The 15561-nt window shown below is 62.2% G+C and carries 15 protein-coding genes; 13 read left to right on the top strand and 2 right to left on the bottom strand.

The window, feature by feature from the left end:
* Positions 1-10: 10 nt before the first annotated feature.
* The 11 genes from BUB78_RS11240 (at position 11) to BUB78_RS11190 (ending at position 12024) form a co-directional block, all read left to right on the top strand.
* A complete protein-coding gene (locus BUB78_RS11240; protein ID WP_139279317.1) occupies positions 11-736 on the top strand; it encodes an undecaprenyl pyrophosphate synthase in 726 nt (241 codons plus the stop codon).
* The gene (locus BUB78_RS11235) at positions 733-1512 is read left to right on the top strand and encodes a phosphatidate cytidylyltransferase (RefSeq protein WP_073198184.1); all 780 of its coding nucleotides are present in this window, start codon (positions 733-735) and stop codon (positions 1510-1512) included. Before BUB78_RS11240 ends, BUB78_RS11235 begins: the two co-directional genes overlap by 4 nt.
* Positions 1509-2681 carry a 1-deoxy-D-xylulose-5-phosphate reductoisomerase gene (dxr, locus tag BUB78_RS11230; RefSeq protein WP_073198182.1) on the top strand — a complete coding sequence of 391 codons (1173 nt, stop codon included), beginning with the start codon at positions 1509-1511 and terminating at the stop codon, positions 2679-2681. The genes BUB78_RS11235 and dxr overlap by 4 nt, the downstream gene beginning before the upstream one ends.
* Positions 2682-2690: 9 nt before the next feature.
* Entirely contained in the window at positions 2691-4034 is a 1344-nt protein-coding gene (rseP, locus tag BUB78_RS11225; RefSeq protein ID WP_073198180.1) for an RIP metalloprotease RseP, read from the top strand.
* A 132-nt stretch (positions 4035-4166) separates the two neighbouring features.
* The gene (locus tag BUB78_RS11220) at positions 4167-5393 is read left to right on the top strand and encodes an N-acetylmuramoyl-L-alanine amidase (protein ID WP_073198178.1); all 1227 of its coding nucleotides are present in this window, start codon (positions 4167-4169) and stop codon (positions 5391-5393) included.
* Between the two features lie 97 nt (positions 5394-5490).
* A complete protein-coding gene (locus BUB78_RS11215) occupies positions 5491-8013 on the top strand; it encodes a penicillin-binding protein 1A (protein ID WP_073198244.1) in 2523 nt (840 codons plus the stop codon).
* Positions 8014-8110: 97 nt separating this feature from the next.
* A complete protein-coding gene (gene prfB, locus BUB78_RS11210; RefSeq protein ID WP_073198176.1) occupies positions 8111-9238 on the top strand; it encodes a peptide chain release factor 2 in 1128 nt (375 codons plus the stop codon).
* Between the two features lie 248 nt (positions 9239-9486).
* Positions 9487-9711 carry a twin-arginine translocase TatA/TatE family subunit gene (locus tag BUB78_RS11205; protein WP_073198173.1) on the top strand — a complete coding sequence of 75 codons (225 nt, stop codon included), beginning with the start codon at positions 9487-9489 and terminating at the stop codon, positions 9709-9711.
* Positions 9712-9718: 7 nt separating this feature from the next.
* Positions 9719-10276, top strand: coding sequence for a Sec-independent protein translocase protein TatB (tatB, locus tag BUB78_RS11200; RefSeq protein WP_073198171.1), 558 nt, complete (start codon positions 9719-9721; stop codon positions 10274-10276).
* Positions 10273-11184, top strand: a complete 912-nt coding sequence (gene tatC / locus BUB78_RS11195) for a twin-arginine translocase subunit TatC (protein WP_073198169.1) — start codon at positions 10273-10275, stop codon at positions 11182-11184. Before tatB ends, tatC begins: the two co-directional genes overlap by 4 nt.
* On the top strand, positions 11185-12024 hold the full coding sequence (locus tag BUB78_RS11190) for an ATP-binding protein (RefSeq protein ID WP_073198167.1): 840 nt from the start codon (positions 11185-11187) through the stop codon (positions 12022-12024).
* Positions 12025-12208: 184 nt separating this feature from the next.
* Here the strand turns inward: BUB78_RS11190 and BUB78_RS11185 are convergent, their stop codons facing one another.
* Positions 12209-13102, bottom strand: a complete 894-nt coding sequence (locus tag BUB78_RS11185; protein WP_073198164.1) for a fructose bisphosphate aldolase — start codon at positions 13100-13102, stop codon at positions 12209-12211.
* 94 nt (positions 13103-13196) lie between these two features.
* On the bottom strand, positions 13197-14381 hold the full coding sequence (locus BUB78_RS11180; protein WP_073198162.1) for a phosphoglycerate kinase: 1185 nt from the start codon (positions 14379-14381) through the stop codon (positions 13197-13199).
* A gap of 128 nt (positions 14382-14509) precedes the next feature.
* Between BUB78_RS11180 and BUB78_RS11175 the strand changes: the two genes are divergently transcribed.
* Positions 14510-15016, top strand: coding sequence for a peptidylprolyl isomerase (locus BUB78_RS11175; RefSeq protein WP_073198160.1), 507 nt, complete (start codon positions 14510-14512; stop codon positions 15014-15016).
* Entirely contained in the window at positions 15009-15557 is a 549-nt protein-coding gene (locus BUB78_RS11170; RefSeq protein ID WP_073198158.1) for a peptidylprolyl isomerase, read from the top strand. The genes BUB78_RS11175 and BUB78_RS11170 overlap by 8 nt, the downstream gene beginning before the upstream one ends.
* Positions 15558-15561: the final 4 nt, after the last annotated feature.

The raw sequence follows: 15561 nt of genomic DNA, 5'->3' as shown, positions 1-15561 counted from the left end.
GGACACGCCTATGTCAGCTAAGCACGCCAGTGGCGAGGGCCCGAGGCATGTGGCCATCATCATGGATGGCAACGGCCGATGGGCACAGGCACGTGGCCGTCCGCGTCTTTTTGGCCATCACGCCGGCGCGCGCCGGGTGCGTGATATCGTCAAGTCATGCCCGCCTCTTGGTGTTAAGTATCTGACAATATTCGCGTTTTCCACGGAGAATTGGAAGCGGACGCAGACCGAAGTTGCCGGTCTGATGAGCCTGTTTCGTCGTTACATCATGAAGGAAATGCAGGAATTTGTTACCGATAACGTGCGCGTGCGCTTTATCGGGGACCGGCCACGTCTTGATCGCAAATTGCGCAATCTGATGGATGAGGCCGAGGCGATGACCGCAGGTTGCACCGGCACCAATCTGACGATTGCGCTGAATTACGGGAGCCGCGATGAGGTGTCGCGCGCCACCAAGCGGCTGGCGATGGATGTGGCCGAGGGGCGTCTTGATCCGGCGGATGTGAACGAGGAAACCCTGCCCAAATACCTTGATACCTGCTTGCTGCCTGATCCCGACCTTGTCATCCGCACCAGCGGTGAAGCGCGGATTTCGAATTTTCTGCTCTGGCAATCGGCTTATGCGGAATACGAGTTTATTGACACGCTCTGGCCCGATTTCACCTCGGATATCTTTGCCAAATTGCTGGCCAATTATGGCGCACGCGATCGCCGCTTTGGGGCGGTGTCCGCATGAGCGGCAGCGCGCAATGGTCTGACCTTGCACCGCGGGCGATCTCCGGGGTGTTGATGGCGGGTGTCGGTGCGGCTGCAATCTGGACCGGTGGCCTGTTGTTTCATGCGCTGATCTGCGTGCTTGGCGGTCTCATGATGTGGGAGGCCGCGCGCATGTTTGGCGCGCGCGATGCGCGGCGTTCTGGTGTATTGGCGGCTCTCGCTATTGGCCTTGCGCTCTGGTTGCCTGGACCATTTGCGCTTCCGTTGCTGCTCGCGGCCATTGTTGTGGCCGCCGGATCGGTCGAGCGTGAAAAGGGCCCGTTTTTCGCATTGGCATTCTGGAGCCTGCTTGGCTGTGTCGCCATGGCGCTTGTGCGCGATCATGCAGGGTTGATCTGGGTGCTCTGGCTTGTCGCCGTGGTGGTTGTTTCCGATGTGGCGGGCTATTTTGCCGGGCGCACCCTTGGTGGGCCAAAGTTCTGGCCGCGCTTCAGCCCCAAGAAAACCTGGTCGGGCACGATTGCCGGCTGGCTTGGCGCCGCCGTCATCGGGCTTTTGTTCATGGCGCCGACCGGGGCGGGGCTGGCGCTTGTGCCGGTGTCGATGCTGGTTGGTTTTGCCGGCCAGATGGGCGATATCGCCGAAAGCGCGGTCAAGCGTCTGCGCGGGATCAAGGACAGTTCCGGCCTCATTCCCGGCCATGGCGGCGTGCTGGACCGGTTTGATGCCATGCTTGGTGCGGCGGTTCTCGTGGTCATTCTCTGGGCGCTCAACCTGATGCCGGGGCTTGCATGAAGCGGGTTTCCATTCTGGGCGCAACCGGGTCTATCGGGCAGAACACGATTGACCTGATCCGTCGCGCGCCCGAGGATTTTGAGGTTGTGGCCCTGACCGGCGGGCGCAATATCGCCCGGCTTGCGGCGGATGCCGTGGCGCTTGGCGCCGATGTGGCGGTCACGGCCTATGACGATCTTTTGCCCGATCTGCGCGCCGCCCTCGCGGGCAGCGAGGTCGAGGCCGCAGCCGGCAGCGCCGCCCTGATCGAGGCCGCGGGTCGCCCTGCCCATTGGGTGATGTCGGCCATCGTCGGCGCGGCGGGTCTGGCGCCCGGTCTGGCGGCGCTTGAACAGGGTGCGACCCTTGCGCTTGCCAATAAGGAATCGCTGGTGACGGCGGGGCCTTTGATGATCCGCACCGCGCGCGAAAATCATGCCCGCATCCTGCCGGTAGACAGCGAGCACTCGGCGATTTTTCAGGCCATGGTTGGCGAAGAGTCCGCCGCCGTGTCGCGGGTGATCATCACCGCCAGCGGCGGGGCGTTTCGCGACTGGCCGCTGGCGGATCTCGAACGCGCAACCGTGGCCGAGGCCTCAAGCCACCCCAATTGGGCGATGGGCCAGCGGATCACCATCGACAGCGCCTCGATGTTCAACAAGGCGCTTGAAATGATCGAAGCGCGCGAGTTTTTCGGCTTTACCCCGGATCAGATCGAAGTGCTTATTCACCCTGAATCGGTGGTGCATGCGCTGGTCGGATTTTGCGATGGCGGGCTTATGGCCCATGTCGGCCCACCCGATATGCGCCACGCCATCGGCTATGCCCTGCATTGGCCGCAGCGTCAGGCGCTGCCGGTCGAGGCGCTTGATCTGGCGGCCATCGGCACGCTGAACTTTCGCGCGCCCGACATTGCGCGCTATCCGGCCTTGCGCCTTGCCCGCGAGGTCATGGAGATGCGCGGCTTGAGCGGCGCGGTGTTCAACGCCGCCAAGGAGCGCGCGCTTGATCATTTTATCGCCGGGCGCATCGGATTTTCGGATATGAACGTGGTCGTCGAAGAGGTTCTGACGCGTCTGACGCGCGACCCCGAAGAAATGAATGCGACCCTGACCCTTGATTGCGTGTCCCGGATGGACCATCTGGCAAGACAGAGCGCCGATCAGGTTGTCACGGAGCGAAACAGTTAAGGATTACGCGTGGATATTCTGACCCTCCTGCCGCAGTTCGGCAATATTTTCATGACCTTGCTGGCCTTTGTCGTCTGTCTTTCGGTGATCGTGGCGGTGCATGAATATGGCCATTACATCGTCGGGCGATGGTCCGGGATCAAGGCCGAGGTGTTCTCGCTGGGGTTTGGCCCGGTGCTTTTCTCGCGGATGGACAAGCACGGCACCCGCTGGCAGTTGGCGGCGCTGCCGTTTGGCGGCTTTGTGAAATTCCTTGGCGACGCCGATGCCGCCAGCGGCAAGGACGCCGAGGCGATGGCCAACGTGCCCCCCGAACGCCTGCGTCAGACCATGCACGGCGCACCGCTCTGGGCGCGCACGGCGACCGTGGCGGCGGGGCCGATCTTCAATTTCATCCTGTCGATCATCGTCTTCGCGGCGATCATGATGACCCAGGGCAAAACCGCCGAGCCCTTCGCCGTGGGCGCGCTCAAGCCGCTTCCGGTGGTCGGGGTGACGCTTGAGCCGGGCGATCGGATCCTGGCGATCGAAGGCATCGAAATGCCCGAGTTCGGCGAGGGCTTTGACGATCTGCTCGACGCGCTGCCGACGCGCGCGCTGCTTGATTATGAGGTCGAGCGTGACGGTCGGCGCATCACCGCGCAGGGCCCGCACCTGATGCCGCCGCTGATCAGCGGGCTGGCGCCGCAATCCTCGGCCTATGCCTCGGCGATGCTGCCGGGCGATGTGATCACCGCGATAAACGGCGTGCCCGTCGCAGCCTTTGGCGAGTTGAAAGAGGTTGTCGAAAGCTCGAACGGGGCGGAGCTTGATCTGCAACTCTGGCGCCCGGACGGCGCGGCGTTTGACGTGGCGATCACCCCGCGCCGGGTGGACGAACCGCAAGCCGATGGCGGCTTCAAGACCGAATGGCGGATCGGCATCGCCGGCGGTCTGGCCTTTGAGCCGGCCACCGAAACCCTTGGCCCGGTCGAGGCCGTGGGCAATGCGGTGGTGCAGACCGGCGAGATCATCCGCTCTTCGGTCTCGGGGCTCTATCACATGGTCACCGGCGCGATCAGCAGTTGTAACATGTCCGGCCCGATCGGGATTGCGCAGGTCTCTGGGGCGATGGCAAGCCAGGGACCAGAGAGCTTTATCTGGTTCATCGCGGTTCTTTCAACGGCGGTGGGGCTTTTGAACCTGTTCCCGGTGCCGGTGCTCGACGGTGGGCATCTGGTGTTTTACGCCTATGAGGCGGTCACGGGGCGTCCGCCCAGTGACAAGGCGCTTCGGATCATGATGACCGTCGGTCTGACGCTTGTGCTGTCGCTGATGCTGTTTGCGCTGTTCAACGATATATTCTGTCCCTGAGCGGTGCGCGCGGGGCAGGGACGGCGCAGGTGAGTATTTGAGGAAAGATGAAAGAGCGGGGCTGTTTTGCGGCCCCGGCTCTGGTATGATCTCCGCCAATAAAAGACCGGGGACCGGCGGGTGAGCAGAACAATGATGAAATGGCTTATGATTGTGGCGATGCTCTGCATCGCGCCGGGCTTGCGCGCGCAGGAGCAGGGGTTTAGCGCTCTGGCGCGGATTGATGCCGAGGCGAGCAGGCTTGCCGATACGCGCAGGGGTATGGAATTGCGCCTGGCGCTGAGTCAGGGCGTGCCCTACCGGGTGTTCACGCTGGATGAACCGGCGCGGCTTGTGATGGATTTTCGTGAAATCGACTGGCAGGGGCTGAGCGGCGCGGAGTTTGGCGATGCCGAGCGCGCCACCGCCGTGCGGCTTGGTCAGATCAGGCCGGGCTGGTCACGCATGGTGGTCGATCTTGCGGGGCCGCATGTTCTTGAATCCGCAGGGCTTGTGGTGGACCGGGTGACTGGCGCGGGCGATTTGCGTGTGGTTCTTGGGGCCGCCGACGCCGGGGCCTTTGCCGCAAAAGCAGGCACGCCGGATTTGCCGGGCTGGGATTTGCCGAACCCCGAGGGCGCGCTTGTGGCACCAGAGCGGCGCGTGCCCGGCGAGGGACCTTTGTTCGTGGTGCTTGATCCGGGGCACGGCGGGATTGATCCCGGCGCGCAGGTGGGCGAGGTCACCGAAAAGGATCTGATGCTTCAATTCGCGCTGGAACTGAAAGAGGTGCTTTTGCGGGATGGGCGGTTTGACGTGGTTCTGACGCGTGATGCGGATGAATTCGTGCCGCTTGAGCGGCGCGTCGCGCTTGCCCATCAGGGTCGGGCGGATGTGTTCTTGTCGCTGCACGCCGATGCCCTGTCAGGCGCACGGGCGCGCGGGGCGTCGGTTTATACGCTCTCGGACAGCGCATCGGACGAGGCGAGCGCTGCTTTGGCCGAGCGTCACAACCGCGCCGATATCCTTGCCGGTGTCGATCTGAGCGGCAAGGATGACGTGGTGGCCGATATCCTGATTGACCTTGCGCGGCAGGAAACCCAGCCGCGCGCCGAGCGTCTTGCCAAGGCGGTGCTGGCCACGCTGAAGGCGCAGGACCTGCCGCTTTTGTCGCGCCCGCAGCGACACGCGGGGTTCTCGGTGCTGAAAGCGCCGGATATTCCCTCGGTTCTGCTCGAGCTTGGGTTCTTGTCCAGTGCGCGCGACCTTGAGAACCTGCGCGATCCGGCCTGGCGGGCGCGGATGGCGGGGGCGCTGCGCGATGCGATGCTGGTCTGGCGGCGCGAAGACGGGGCGCGCGCCGGACTGGTGCGGCAGTGAGGCCCAAGCGAAAATTGGCGCAAGGGCAGGGGTATTCCCTTTTGACCCGCGCGCGCAGGGTGCCTATATGGGGCGCAACCAATATACGGGGGCCACGGTGCTGCGTGCGATTCTAAGCCTTTTCGGGACGGTTTTCAGCCTTCTGACGCTTGCCATCATGGTCATAGCGCTCAGCATCGGCGCGATTTTCCACATCTACGGCAAGGATTTGCCGAGCCATGAATCGCTTGCCAATTACACCCCGCCGACGATCAGCCGGATTTATTCGGGCGAGGGGCGCATCATTGACGAGTTCGCCCGCGAGCGCCGCCTGTTCACCCCGGCCGAGGATATCCCCGACCTTGTCAAACAGGCCTTCATCAGCGCTGAAGACAAGAATTTCTACACCCACGGCGGCTATGACGCGCGCGGGATTGCGGCGGCGTTGGTTGAGGCGGTGCGCACGCGCGGGCGCACTGTGCGCGGGGCATCGACCATCACCCAGCAGGTGATGAAGAACTTCCTTTTGTCGGGCGACCGCCAACTTGCGCGCAAGATCAAGGAGATCATCCTTGCCACCCGGATCGAGGAAACGCTGAGCAAGGAGAAGATCCTGGAGCTTTATCTCAACGAGATTTACCTTGGTCAGAACAGCTATGGCGTCGCAGCGGCAGCGCAGACCTATTTCAACAAAACCCTTGGTCAATTGGCCCCCCATGAGGCGGCGACGATTGCCGCGATGCCCAAGGCGCCGAGCGATTTCCATCCGGTGCGCGAGAAAGAGCGCCTGGTGCAGCGGCGCAATTTTGTTCTGCGCGAGATGGCCGAGAACGGCTATATCTCGGATGCGGCTTACAAGACCGAGGTGGCCGCCCCGCTGCGCAGCGTGCAGAACGGCGATTTTGAGCCGTTTTCGGGCGACCTTCCGCCGCGCGATTACTTTACCGATGAAATCCGCCGTCAGCTGAGCCAGGATTTTGGCGAAGGCGAGTTTTTCACCGGCGGTCTGAGTGTGCGGGCCACCATCGACCCCGAGATGCAGGTGCGCGCGGCGCAGGCGCTCCGGCGCCAGCTTGAAAGCTATGATCGCAGTCAGGGGAAGTGGCGCGGCACCGGTCTTAGCCTGCCGGAAGAGGCGCTTGCGAGCGAGGAGAGCTGGCGCGAGGCGCTTGGTGCACTCGCCGTGGCGCGCGACATTGATCAGGACGGACAATGGTATCCGGCGGTTGTGCTTGAGACCAGTGACCAGGAAATGCGGATCGGGATCGAGGGCGTGCCCGAGACCGAGGCCGAACCTCAGGTTGTGCCGCGCAAGGATATTGCCTGGCTGCCGGGGGATTTCAAAAAGACCTTCAAGCGCGGCGATGTGGTGCATGTGCGCCGGATGGTCGACGGCGACAGCGGCGCGTTTGTCCGCTGGACGCTGCGCCAGGTGGCCGAGGTGCAGGGCGGCTTTATGGCGATGGATGTGAACACCGGTCGCGTGCTGGCGATGCAGGGCGGGTTTTCCTATCAGGCCTCGGTGTTCAACCGCGCCACGCAGGCGATGCGCCAGCCGGGATCAAGCTTCAAGCCCTTCGTCTATGCCGCCGCTCTGGACAGCGGTTACACACCCGCCACCATCGTGATCGACGCCCCGATCGAGATTGACACGCCTCAGGGCCTGTGGCGGCCGCGCAATTCCTCGAACAAGTTTTACGGCCCTACCCCGATGCGCACCGGAATTGAGCAATCACGAAACCTGATGACCATCCGCCTTGCGCAAGAGGTCGGCATGGATGTGGTTGCGGATTATGCCGAACGCTTTGGCGTCTACGAGAATATGGGCCAGTTTCTGGCCAACTCTCTGGGCTCGGAAGAGACCACGCTTTACAATATGGTGGCGGCCTATGCGATGTTTGCCAATGGCGGCGAACGGGTGCGCCCGACCCTGGTTGACCGGGTTCAGGACCGCTATGGCAAGACGATCTATCGCCATGATGAGCGTGACTGTGTCGATTGCAATGATCCGACGCTACCCGATAATCGCGGGCCGCGCATCGTGTCGGATCGCGAGCGGGTGATGGATGCGATCACCGCCTATCAGCTGACCTCGATGATGAAAGGCGTGGTGGATCGCGGTACCGCCTCTGGGGCGATCAATCTGCCGGTGCCGGTGGCGGGCAAGACCGGAACCACCAATGACGCGCGCGACGTGTGGTTCGTGGGCTTTACCAGCAATATCGCAGCGGGCTGTTATATCGGTCACGATCAGCCGCGCGGCCTTGGGCGGTCGGCCTATGGGTCGTCGCTCTGTGGACCGGTGTTTCAGGAATTCATGACCGAAGCGGTCAAAAAATATGGCGGCGGGCCATTTCAGGTGCCGCCGGGGGGGCATTTCCTCAAGATCGACCGCTTTACCGGCGCGCGCCTGTCGGATGATGCCTTGGGCGATTATGTGGTCGCGGAATATTTCCGCGATGGCGAAGAGCCGGTCTTTGGCCTCATGTTCGACGGCGGTTTTGCCATGGGCAATGACCTTGAGCTGTTCACCTCTGGCACGCGTGAATCCGTGCAGGAGGTGATCACCTCGACCGGGGAAAAGGCCAAGGTCGGCGACAAGGCCAGCTTTGGCTCGATGAGTTCGGGCGGACTTTATTGACGCGATCGCGCGATTGCTGCGCGCAAAGGGGCGGCTGATCTTGCCCGGCCCGGCGCGCTGCGCTATCACCCGCACCTGAGCAGCCAAGGAAGCCCAAATGCGCGCAGAAACCCAGAACATCGTAGCCGAGATCGAAAAGTCGCTGGAGCTGTTGCGCCAGCGGATGGGCTGGGAAACCGTCCGGCACCGGCTCGAGGAATTCAACGCGCGGGTCGAGGACCCGACGCTTTGGGATGATCCGGCAAAGGCGCAAAAGCTGATGCGCGAGCGTCAGGCGCTTGTCGATGCCCTGGCGACCCATGACGAGATCAAGCAGGAGCTGGCCGATAACACCGGATTGATCGAGCTTGGTGAAATGGAAGATGACAGCGAGGTCATCAGCGAGGCCGAATCGGCGCTCAAGGTGCTGGCCAAGCGCGCCGCCGCCAAAGAGCTTGAGGCGCTGCTGGATGGCGAGGCGGATGCCAATGACACCTTCCTTGAAATCAACGCCGGGGCCGGGGGCACAGAGTCGTGTGACTGGGCCTCGATGCTGGCGCGGATGTATGTGCGGTGGGCGGAAAAGCGCGGCTATACGGTCGAGCTTCAGTCCGAAAGTCCGGGTGACGAGGCCGGTATAAAATCGGCCGCCTACAAGATCAGCGGGCATAACGCCTATGGCTGGCTGAAATCGGAATCCGGCGTGCATCGCCTGGTGCGGATTTCACCGTTTGATTCGGCTGCCAAGCGGCATACCTCGTTCTGCTCGGTCTGGGTTTATCCGGTGGTTGACGACAATATCGAGATCGAGGTGAACCCCGCCGATATCCGGATTGATACCTATCGCAGTTCAGGCGCCGGCGGTCAGCACGTGAACACCACCGACTCGGCGGTGCGCATCACCCACCATCCCACCGGCATCGTGGTGACGAGTTCAGAGAAATCCCAGCACCAGAACCGCGATATCGCCATGAAGGCGCTGAAATCGCGGCTCTACCAGATGGAGCTTGATCGTCGCAACGCCGCCATCAACGCCGCGCATGACGCGAAGGGCGATGCCGGCTGGGGCAGCCAGATCCGCTCTTACGTGTTGCAGCCCTACCAGATGGTCAAGGATCTGCGCACCAACGTTGAAACCTCTGACACCAAGGGCGTGCTGGATGGCGATCTGGATCAGTTCATGGCCGCGACGCTTGCGATGAATGTCAGCGGAAAATCGCGCGCCGAGGCGCAGGGCGAGGGCTAAGGCGAGAGGAGGGGAGGAGCGAGGGTTGTGAGCTGTCGCAGCGCACGGCGCTTAAGGTGAATTCTTATGACCTCTGGCGAAACAGGCGGTTGCACGTGGCGCATGGCTATGCTTTGCCTGAGCGGTCATTTTAAAATTCCATGCGTTTTGGCGCTTTGGTGCTTCCAACCGACGCTTTGAACGACTAGATAAAACCAGTGATATTGCCGGGGGCGCAAATCTTGCCCCCGTGACAGGGAGAGATAGACATGCTGAACAACATTGGCCTTCCCGGCCTTCTTTTGATCGCCGTTGTGGTGCTTGTGCTTTTCGGGCGCGGCAAGATTTCGTCGCTGATGGGCGAAGTTGGCAAGGGGATCACCTCTTTCAAGAAAGGCGTCTCTGAAGGCACCAAAGAGCTTGAAGACGAAAGCAAAGAATCGGTCGAAACGGCGCGCGACGTGACGCCGACCGACGAAAAAGACAAGGTCTGAACCTCCTATGTTCGACCTGGGCTGGACCGAGCTGCTGCTGATCGGCATCGTGGCGTTGATCGTCGTGGGCCCCAAAGATCTGCCCGGAATGTTCCGTGCGGTGGGCAAGTTCATCGGCAAGGCCAAGGGCATGGCCCGTGAATTCAGTCACGCCATGAACGATGCGGCCGAAGGGTCGGGGGTGGATGACATCAAGGAAACGCTGCGCAAAGCGGCCAATCCGATGAAAAGCGCGATGGATGAGGTCAAGAAGTCCACGGACAGCATGACCCGCGATCTTAAAGAGAGCGTCACACCGCCGTTGAGTGAAGAGCGTCAGTCGCAGGCCGAGAAAATCCGCGAGAAGGCCGCCGAGATGGCCACAAGCCGCAAGGCCGCCGAAGCCGAGGCCGAGACTGCCAAGGCAGAGGCCGCAGCGCCCAAGCCCAAAGCCGCGCCGAAAGCAAAGGCAGAGGCCGCAGCGCCCAAGCCCAAAGCCGCGCCGAAAGCAAAGGCTGCGCCGAAAGCAAAGGCTGCGCCGAAACCCAAGGCAAGCCCGAAACAGAATGCCGGGGATAAGGCATGAGTGCCAGCAACGATATGGAAGAAAGCAGCGCGCCGCTGATTGAACATCTGGCGGAACTGCGCACGCGGCTTATTCACTCGGTCGTGGCCTTCATCATCGGCATGGTGATCTGCTTTACCATGGCGACGCCAATCTTCAATTTTCTGACCGAGCCGCTCTGTTCGGTGCTGGCCGACCGTGGCCAGGACTGCGACCTGATCTTCATCAGCCCGCAAGAGGGCTTCTTTGTTGCCATCAAAGTCTCGCTTCTGGGTGGCTTCATGCTCGCCTTTCCTTATATCGCGAACCAGATGTGGCGCTTCGTGGCCCCCGGTCTTTACAAGTCCGAGAAGGGCGCGTTCTTGCCGTTCCTGGTGGCCTCGCCCTTCATGTTCATCCTTGGGGCATCCTTCGCGTTTTATGTGGTCACGCCGCTGGCCTATGATTTTTTCCTGGGTTTCCAACAGTTTGGCGGCGAAGGCGAAGCGGTCGAGGGCGTCAAGGGAGCCGCACCGCTTTCGGTCGTGTTTCAGGGGTCTGCCCAGGAATATCTTAACCTGACGATCAAGTTCATCGTCGCTTTCGGCATGTGCTTTCAGCTTCCGGTGCTATTGACCCTGATGGGCAAGGCCGGACTTGTCAGTGCGGTTGGCCTGCGCAGCGTGCGCAAATACGCCGTGGTCGCGATCCTTATCCTTGCCGCACTTGTGACCCCGCCGGATGTGGTGACGCAGGTGATCCTCTTCGTGGTTGTCTATGGGCTCTATGAGATTTCGATTCAGCTTGTCGGGCGGGTTGAGCGCAAGCGCGAAGCCGAGTTGCGCGCTCAGGGCCTCTGGGTGGATGACAACGAGGACGAGGATTTTGACCTTGATGATCCGCTGGCCGACGAGATGGCCGGGGATGAGGACGACAAGGGTAAAAGCTGAATGACCACCGACCCGATGGAACGTATCGCCGCCGCGCTGGAACGGATCAGCCCGGCGCCGATGCAGGCCCCCGATTTTGCAAGCGCCGATGCCTTTGTGTGGCATGTAGGCCCCGATCGCCTTGAGGCGGTGCCCAAGGTCAGCCGGGTCGAGATGCAGCTTTTAATCGGCATCAACCGCGCTCGCGACACCTTGCTTGAGAATACGCTTCAGTTTGCGCGCGGCCTTCCGGCCAATAATGCGCTGTTGTGGGGCGCGCGCGGGATGGGGAAATCGAGCCTTGTGAAGGCGGTTCATGCCGCTGTTCTGGGGCAGGGGCTGTCCCTCAAAATTGTCGAGTTGCAGCGCGAGGATCTGCCCTCGGTGACCCGGTTGCTGTCGCTGTTGCGCGAGAGTGGCGAGCGGTTCGTGCTGTTTTGCGATGATTTGTCGTTCAGCCATGATGACCAGCATTACAAATCGCTCAAGGCGGTTCTGGACGGCGGGATCGAGGGGCGGCCGGAGAATGTGGTGTTTTATGCCACATCAAACCGGCGCCACCTGATGCCGCGCGACATGATCGAGAATGAACGCTCGTCCGGCATCAACCCCTCGGAGGCGGTTGAGGAAAAGGTATCGCTTTCGGATCGCTTTGGGCTTTGGCTTGGGTTCCATGCCTGTGATCAGGATCAGTATCTTGCGATGATCCGGGGCTATTGCGACGCGCATGGCGTCGACATTGACGACGCCACCCTGCGCGCCGAGGCAATCGAGTGGCAGGCGACACGCGGATCGCGGTCCGGTCGTGTGGCCTGGCAGTATTTCACCGACCTGGCCGGGCGGCGCGGGATTTCAGTCTAGCGGTCTTTGACGCTTTTAAAGGCGGAGCGGCCCGAGGGCCGGGCAGGGTGTTTTGCGTTCAGGCCACGCAGGCCTTGGGGGCTTTGCCCCCAAACCCCCAGAGTATTTGGGCCAAGAAGAAGCCGGATGTGAGAGGCATGAAAAAGGGCGCCGGTTGGGGCGCCCTTTTGGTTTTGATCAGGGATTAGCCGCTGATTGAGGCCTTGTGGATGTCGTCGATGGCCGCAGCGAGGGCCGCGTTGAATTCGGCGTCGCTTTGTTTGGCCGAGAGGCCTTCGGTCAGGGCGCGGCTGAAGCTTGCGATGATGCCGGTGTTTTGGGCGAGGCGGGCGTTTGCCTCTTCGCGGCTATAGCCGCCCGACAGGGCCACGACGCGCAGCACGCGGGGGTGGTTGACCAGGGGCGCGTAGAAGTTGGCGGTTTCGGGCAGGGTGAGTTTCAGCATGACCTGTTGGGGTTCGGCCAGTGCGTCGAGATGGGTCAGCAGCGAGCGCATCAAGAGGGCTTCGGCCTCGGCCTTGTCGGCAATCGAGATGGTGACTTCGGGCTCGATGATCGGCATGAGGCCGTGGGCGAGAATCTGTTTGCCGATCTCGAATTGCTGGGCGACGACGGCTTCGATCCCCGAGGGCGAGGCGGCATCAATCACCGAGCGCATTTTGGTGCCGAAGATGCCGGCGGCGCTCGCGCGTGTCAGAAGGGCGTCAAGGTCGGGCATCGGCTTCATCAGTTTGACGCCGTCGGCCGCATCCGCCAGCCCTTTGTCGACCTTGAGGAAAGGCACGACGCCGCGCTCTTCCCAGAGGTATTGGGCGGCGGGTTTGCCAGCGATGTCACGGTCCATGGTCATCTCGAAGAGGATCGCGCCGAGCACCTTGTCGCCGTTGAACGCCGGGGCCTGGGCGATGCGAGAGCGCATGGCGTGCACCAGGTCGAACATTTCGGCCTCGGAGCCGTATTCGTCTTCCTCGATCCCGTAGAGGGCAAGCGCCTTGGGGGTCGAGCCGCCCGACTGGTCAAGGGCCGCGATAAAGCCCTGGCCGCTGCGAATCTTGTCTGTCTGGCTGGTTTTCGTCATGTCCGGGGTCCCGCTTGATGATGTCACAATTGGAGCCGCTTCTAGGCGAGCGGCGCGCAGGGTGCAATGATGGTCGCGCTAACAGAGAAGCGGGCTAGGCCTTGAGGGCGGCCACGCCGGGCAGGTCCTTGCCTTCCATCCACTCAAGGAAGGCGCCGCCGGCGGTCGAGATATAGGTGAAATCTTCCGCCGCGCCGGCCTTGTTGAGGGCCGCGACCGTATCGCCACCACCCGCGACCGAGATCAGTTTGCCTTCGCGGCTGAGTGTTGCGGCATGGCGTGCGGCGGCGTTTGTGGCGGTGTCAAACGGCTCGATCTCGAAGGCGCCGAGCGGGCCGTTCCAGATCAGGGTTTTGGCATTGTCGAGCGCGGTGATGATGCGCGCAACGGCCTGGGGGCCGGCATCAAGGATCATCGCGTCGGGCGGGCAGGCATGGGCGCCGACCACCTCATGCGGGGCACCGGCGGCGAATTCGCGCGCCACGACCACATCGGCCGGCAGCAGGATTTCACAGCCCGCCGCGCCGGCCTTGATCATGATCTCGCGGGCGGTATCGGCCATATCGTGTTCGCAGAGCGATTTGCCCACGTTAAGGCCCAAGGCGGCAAGGAATGTGTTGGCCATGCCGCCGCCGATTACCAGGCAGTCGACCTTGCCGACCAGATTGCCGAGCAGGTCAAGCTTGGTCGAGACCTTGGCGCCGCCGACCACGGCCATGACCGGGCGTTTGGGGGTGCCGAGGGCGGCTTCGAGCGCCTGCAATTCGGCCTGCATCAGGCGACCGGCGCAAGAGGGCATCTGTTGGGCGAGGCCGGTGGTCGAGGCGTGCGCGCGGTGCGCGGCGGAAAAGGCGTCGTTGCAGAAAACATCGCCAAGATTCGCCAGACGGGCGGCGAATTCGGGGTCGTTGGCCTCTTCGCCGGGGTGAAAGCGGATGTTTTCCAGCAGGAGGACTTCGGAGGCGAGCGCCTCGTCGGTGAGGTTCTCGGCGCCCTCAAGGGTTTCGATCAGGCGCACCTTGCGCCCCAAAGCGGCCTCAAGCGCGGGCACGGTAACGCGCAGCGACATATCCAGCACCACCTTGCCCTTGGGACGGCCGAAATGCGCGATAAGGATCGGTTTGCCGCCCTTGGCGAGGATATCCTTGACGGTGGGCACGATACGCTCGATCCGGGTTGCATCGGTCACCTGGCCGTTTTTCACCGGCACGTTGATATCGACCCGCACCAGCACGCGTTTGCCGCCGAGGTCCATGTCATCAAGGGTTTTCCAGCTCATCGCAGCGCGCTCCTTCGTTTCTTTCGGCCTCTATTGGCGCGCGCACCCGCAGGCGTCAACCTCTGCGCTTGGCAATCGCGCCGGAACCGCCTAGGTATTCGGGGAAAGTTATCTGCAAGGAGGGCCCGATGGCCGAGATTAAAGACCCCGAAAACACCATTCTGATCGAACTCAAGGATGGCACCGTCGCGATCGAGCTTTTGGTCGATATCGCCCCCGGTCATTGCGAGCGGATGAAAGAGCTGGCCCGTGGCGGGCATTATGACAACGTGGCCTTTCACCGGGTGATTGACGGCTTCATGGCCCAGACCGGCGACGTGCAGCATGCCAATATGGAAAAAGACTATAATCCGCGCATGGCCGGCACCGGCGGCAGCGACCTGCCCAACCTTAAGGCAGAGTTTGGCCGTATCCCGCATGATCGCGGCACCATCGGCGGGGCGCGCAGCCAGAGCCCTGACAGCGCAAATTCGCAATTCTTCATCAATTTCAAGGACAACAGCTTTCTCAACGGGCAATACACGGTCTATGGCCGGGTGATCTCGGGGATGGAGCATGTAGACAAGATCGCGCGTGGCGAGCCGCCTGCGAACCCGGACCGCATGATCAGCGTCAAGGTGGCCTCTGATGCGTAAGCTTGCGTTTGTCTTGTCACTGCTGGCCGGGCCTGCGTTTGCGTCCGGGTTGCAGATCGAAGTCGAAGGCGAGGCCAATGGCACAATCACCATCGACCTGCTCGAAGATGTGGCCCCCGGTCACGTGGAACAGATTACCGCTCTGGCGTCTGAGGGGGCCTATGATGGCGTGGTGTTTCACCGCGTGATCGAGGGCTTTATGGCGCAGACTGGTGATGTGCAATTTGGCAAGATCGACGGCGGCAATATGTCCCGCGCGGGATCGGGCGCAAGTGAACGCCCTGACCTCAAGGCCGAATTCTCGAAAGAGCCGTTCCTGCGTGGTGTGGTTGGCATGGCGCGGGCGCAAGACCCCGACAGCGCCAACAGCCAGTTCTTCATCATGTTCGACGCGGGCGCGTTCCTGAACGGTCAGTATACCGTCGTGGGCCGGGTCACCGAAGGGATGGATGTGGTTGACGCGATCAAGCGCGGCAATGGCCCGAACGGATCGGTGATCGGGCGTCCTGACGTGATGAAGAAGGTCACCGTGATCGAATGATCGC

The sequence above is a fragment of the Roseovarius marisflavi genome, assembly GCF_900142625.1.
Taxonomy (GTDB): domain Bacteria; phylum Pseudomonadota; class Alphaproteobacteria; order Rhodobacterales; family Rhodobacteraceae; genus Roseovarius; species Roseovarius marisflavi.
The sequence above is the reverse complement of the archived record's forward strand: the minus strand, read 5'-3'. Positions and strand labels throughout refer to the sequence as shown.

Excerpts from the sequence above, each read along its gene's own strand:
- BUB78_RS11240 (WP_139279317.1), top strand. The coding sequence starts at position 11 with ATGTCAGCTAAGCACGCCAGTGGCGAGGGCCCGAGGCATGTGGCCATC.
- BUB78_RS11235 (WP_073198184.1), top strand. The coding sequence starts at position 733 with ATGAGCGGCAGCGCGCAATGGTCTGACCTTGCACCGCGGGCGATCTCC.
- dxr (WP_073198182.1), top strand. The coding sequence starts at position 1,509 with ATGAAGCGGGTTTCCATTCTGGGCGCAACCGGGTCTATCGGGCAGAAC.
- BUB78_RS11220 (WP_073198178.1), top strand. The coding sequence starts at position 4,167 with ATGATGAAATGGCTTATGATTGTGGCGATGCTCTGCATCGCGCCGGGC.
- prfB (WP_073198176.1), top strand. The coding sequence starts at position 8,111 with ATGCGCGCAGAAACCCAGAACATCGTAGCCGAGATCGAAAAGTCGCTG.
- BUB78_RS11205 (WP_073198173.1), top strand. The coding sequence starts at position 9,487 with ATGCTGAACAACATTGGCCTTCCCGGCCTTCTTTTGATCGCCGTTGTG.
- tatB (WP_073198171.1), top strand. The coding sequence starts at position 9,719 with ATGTTCGACCTGGGCTGGACCGAGCTGCTGCTGATCGGCATCGTGGCG.
- tatC (WP_073198169.1), top strand. The coding sequence starts at position 10,273 with ATGAGTGCCAGCAACGATATGGAAGAAAGCAGCGCGCCGCTGATTGAA.
- BUB78_RS11190 (WP_073198167.1), top strand. The coding sequence starts at position 11,185 with ATGACCACCGACCCGATGGAACGTATCGCCGCCGCGCTGGAACGGATC.
- BUB78_RS11185 (WP_073198164.1), bottom strand. The coding sequence starts at position 13,102 with ATGACGAAAACCAGCCAGACAGACAAGATTCGCAGCGGCCAGGGCTTT.
- BUB78_RS11180 (WP_073198162.1), bottom strand. The coding sequence starts at position 14,381 with ATGAGCTGGAAAACCCTTGATGACATGGACCTCGGCGGCAAACGCGTG.
- BUB78_RS11175 (WP_073198160.1), top strand. The coding sequence starts at position 14,510 with ATGGCCGAGATTAAAGACCCCGAAAACACCATTCTGATCGAACTCAAG.
- BUB78_RS11170 (WP_073198158.1), top strand. The coding sequence starts at position 15,009 with ATGCGTAAGCTTGCGTTTGTCTTGTCACTGCTGGCCGGGCCTGCGTTT.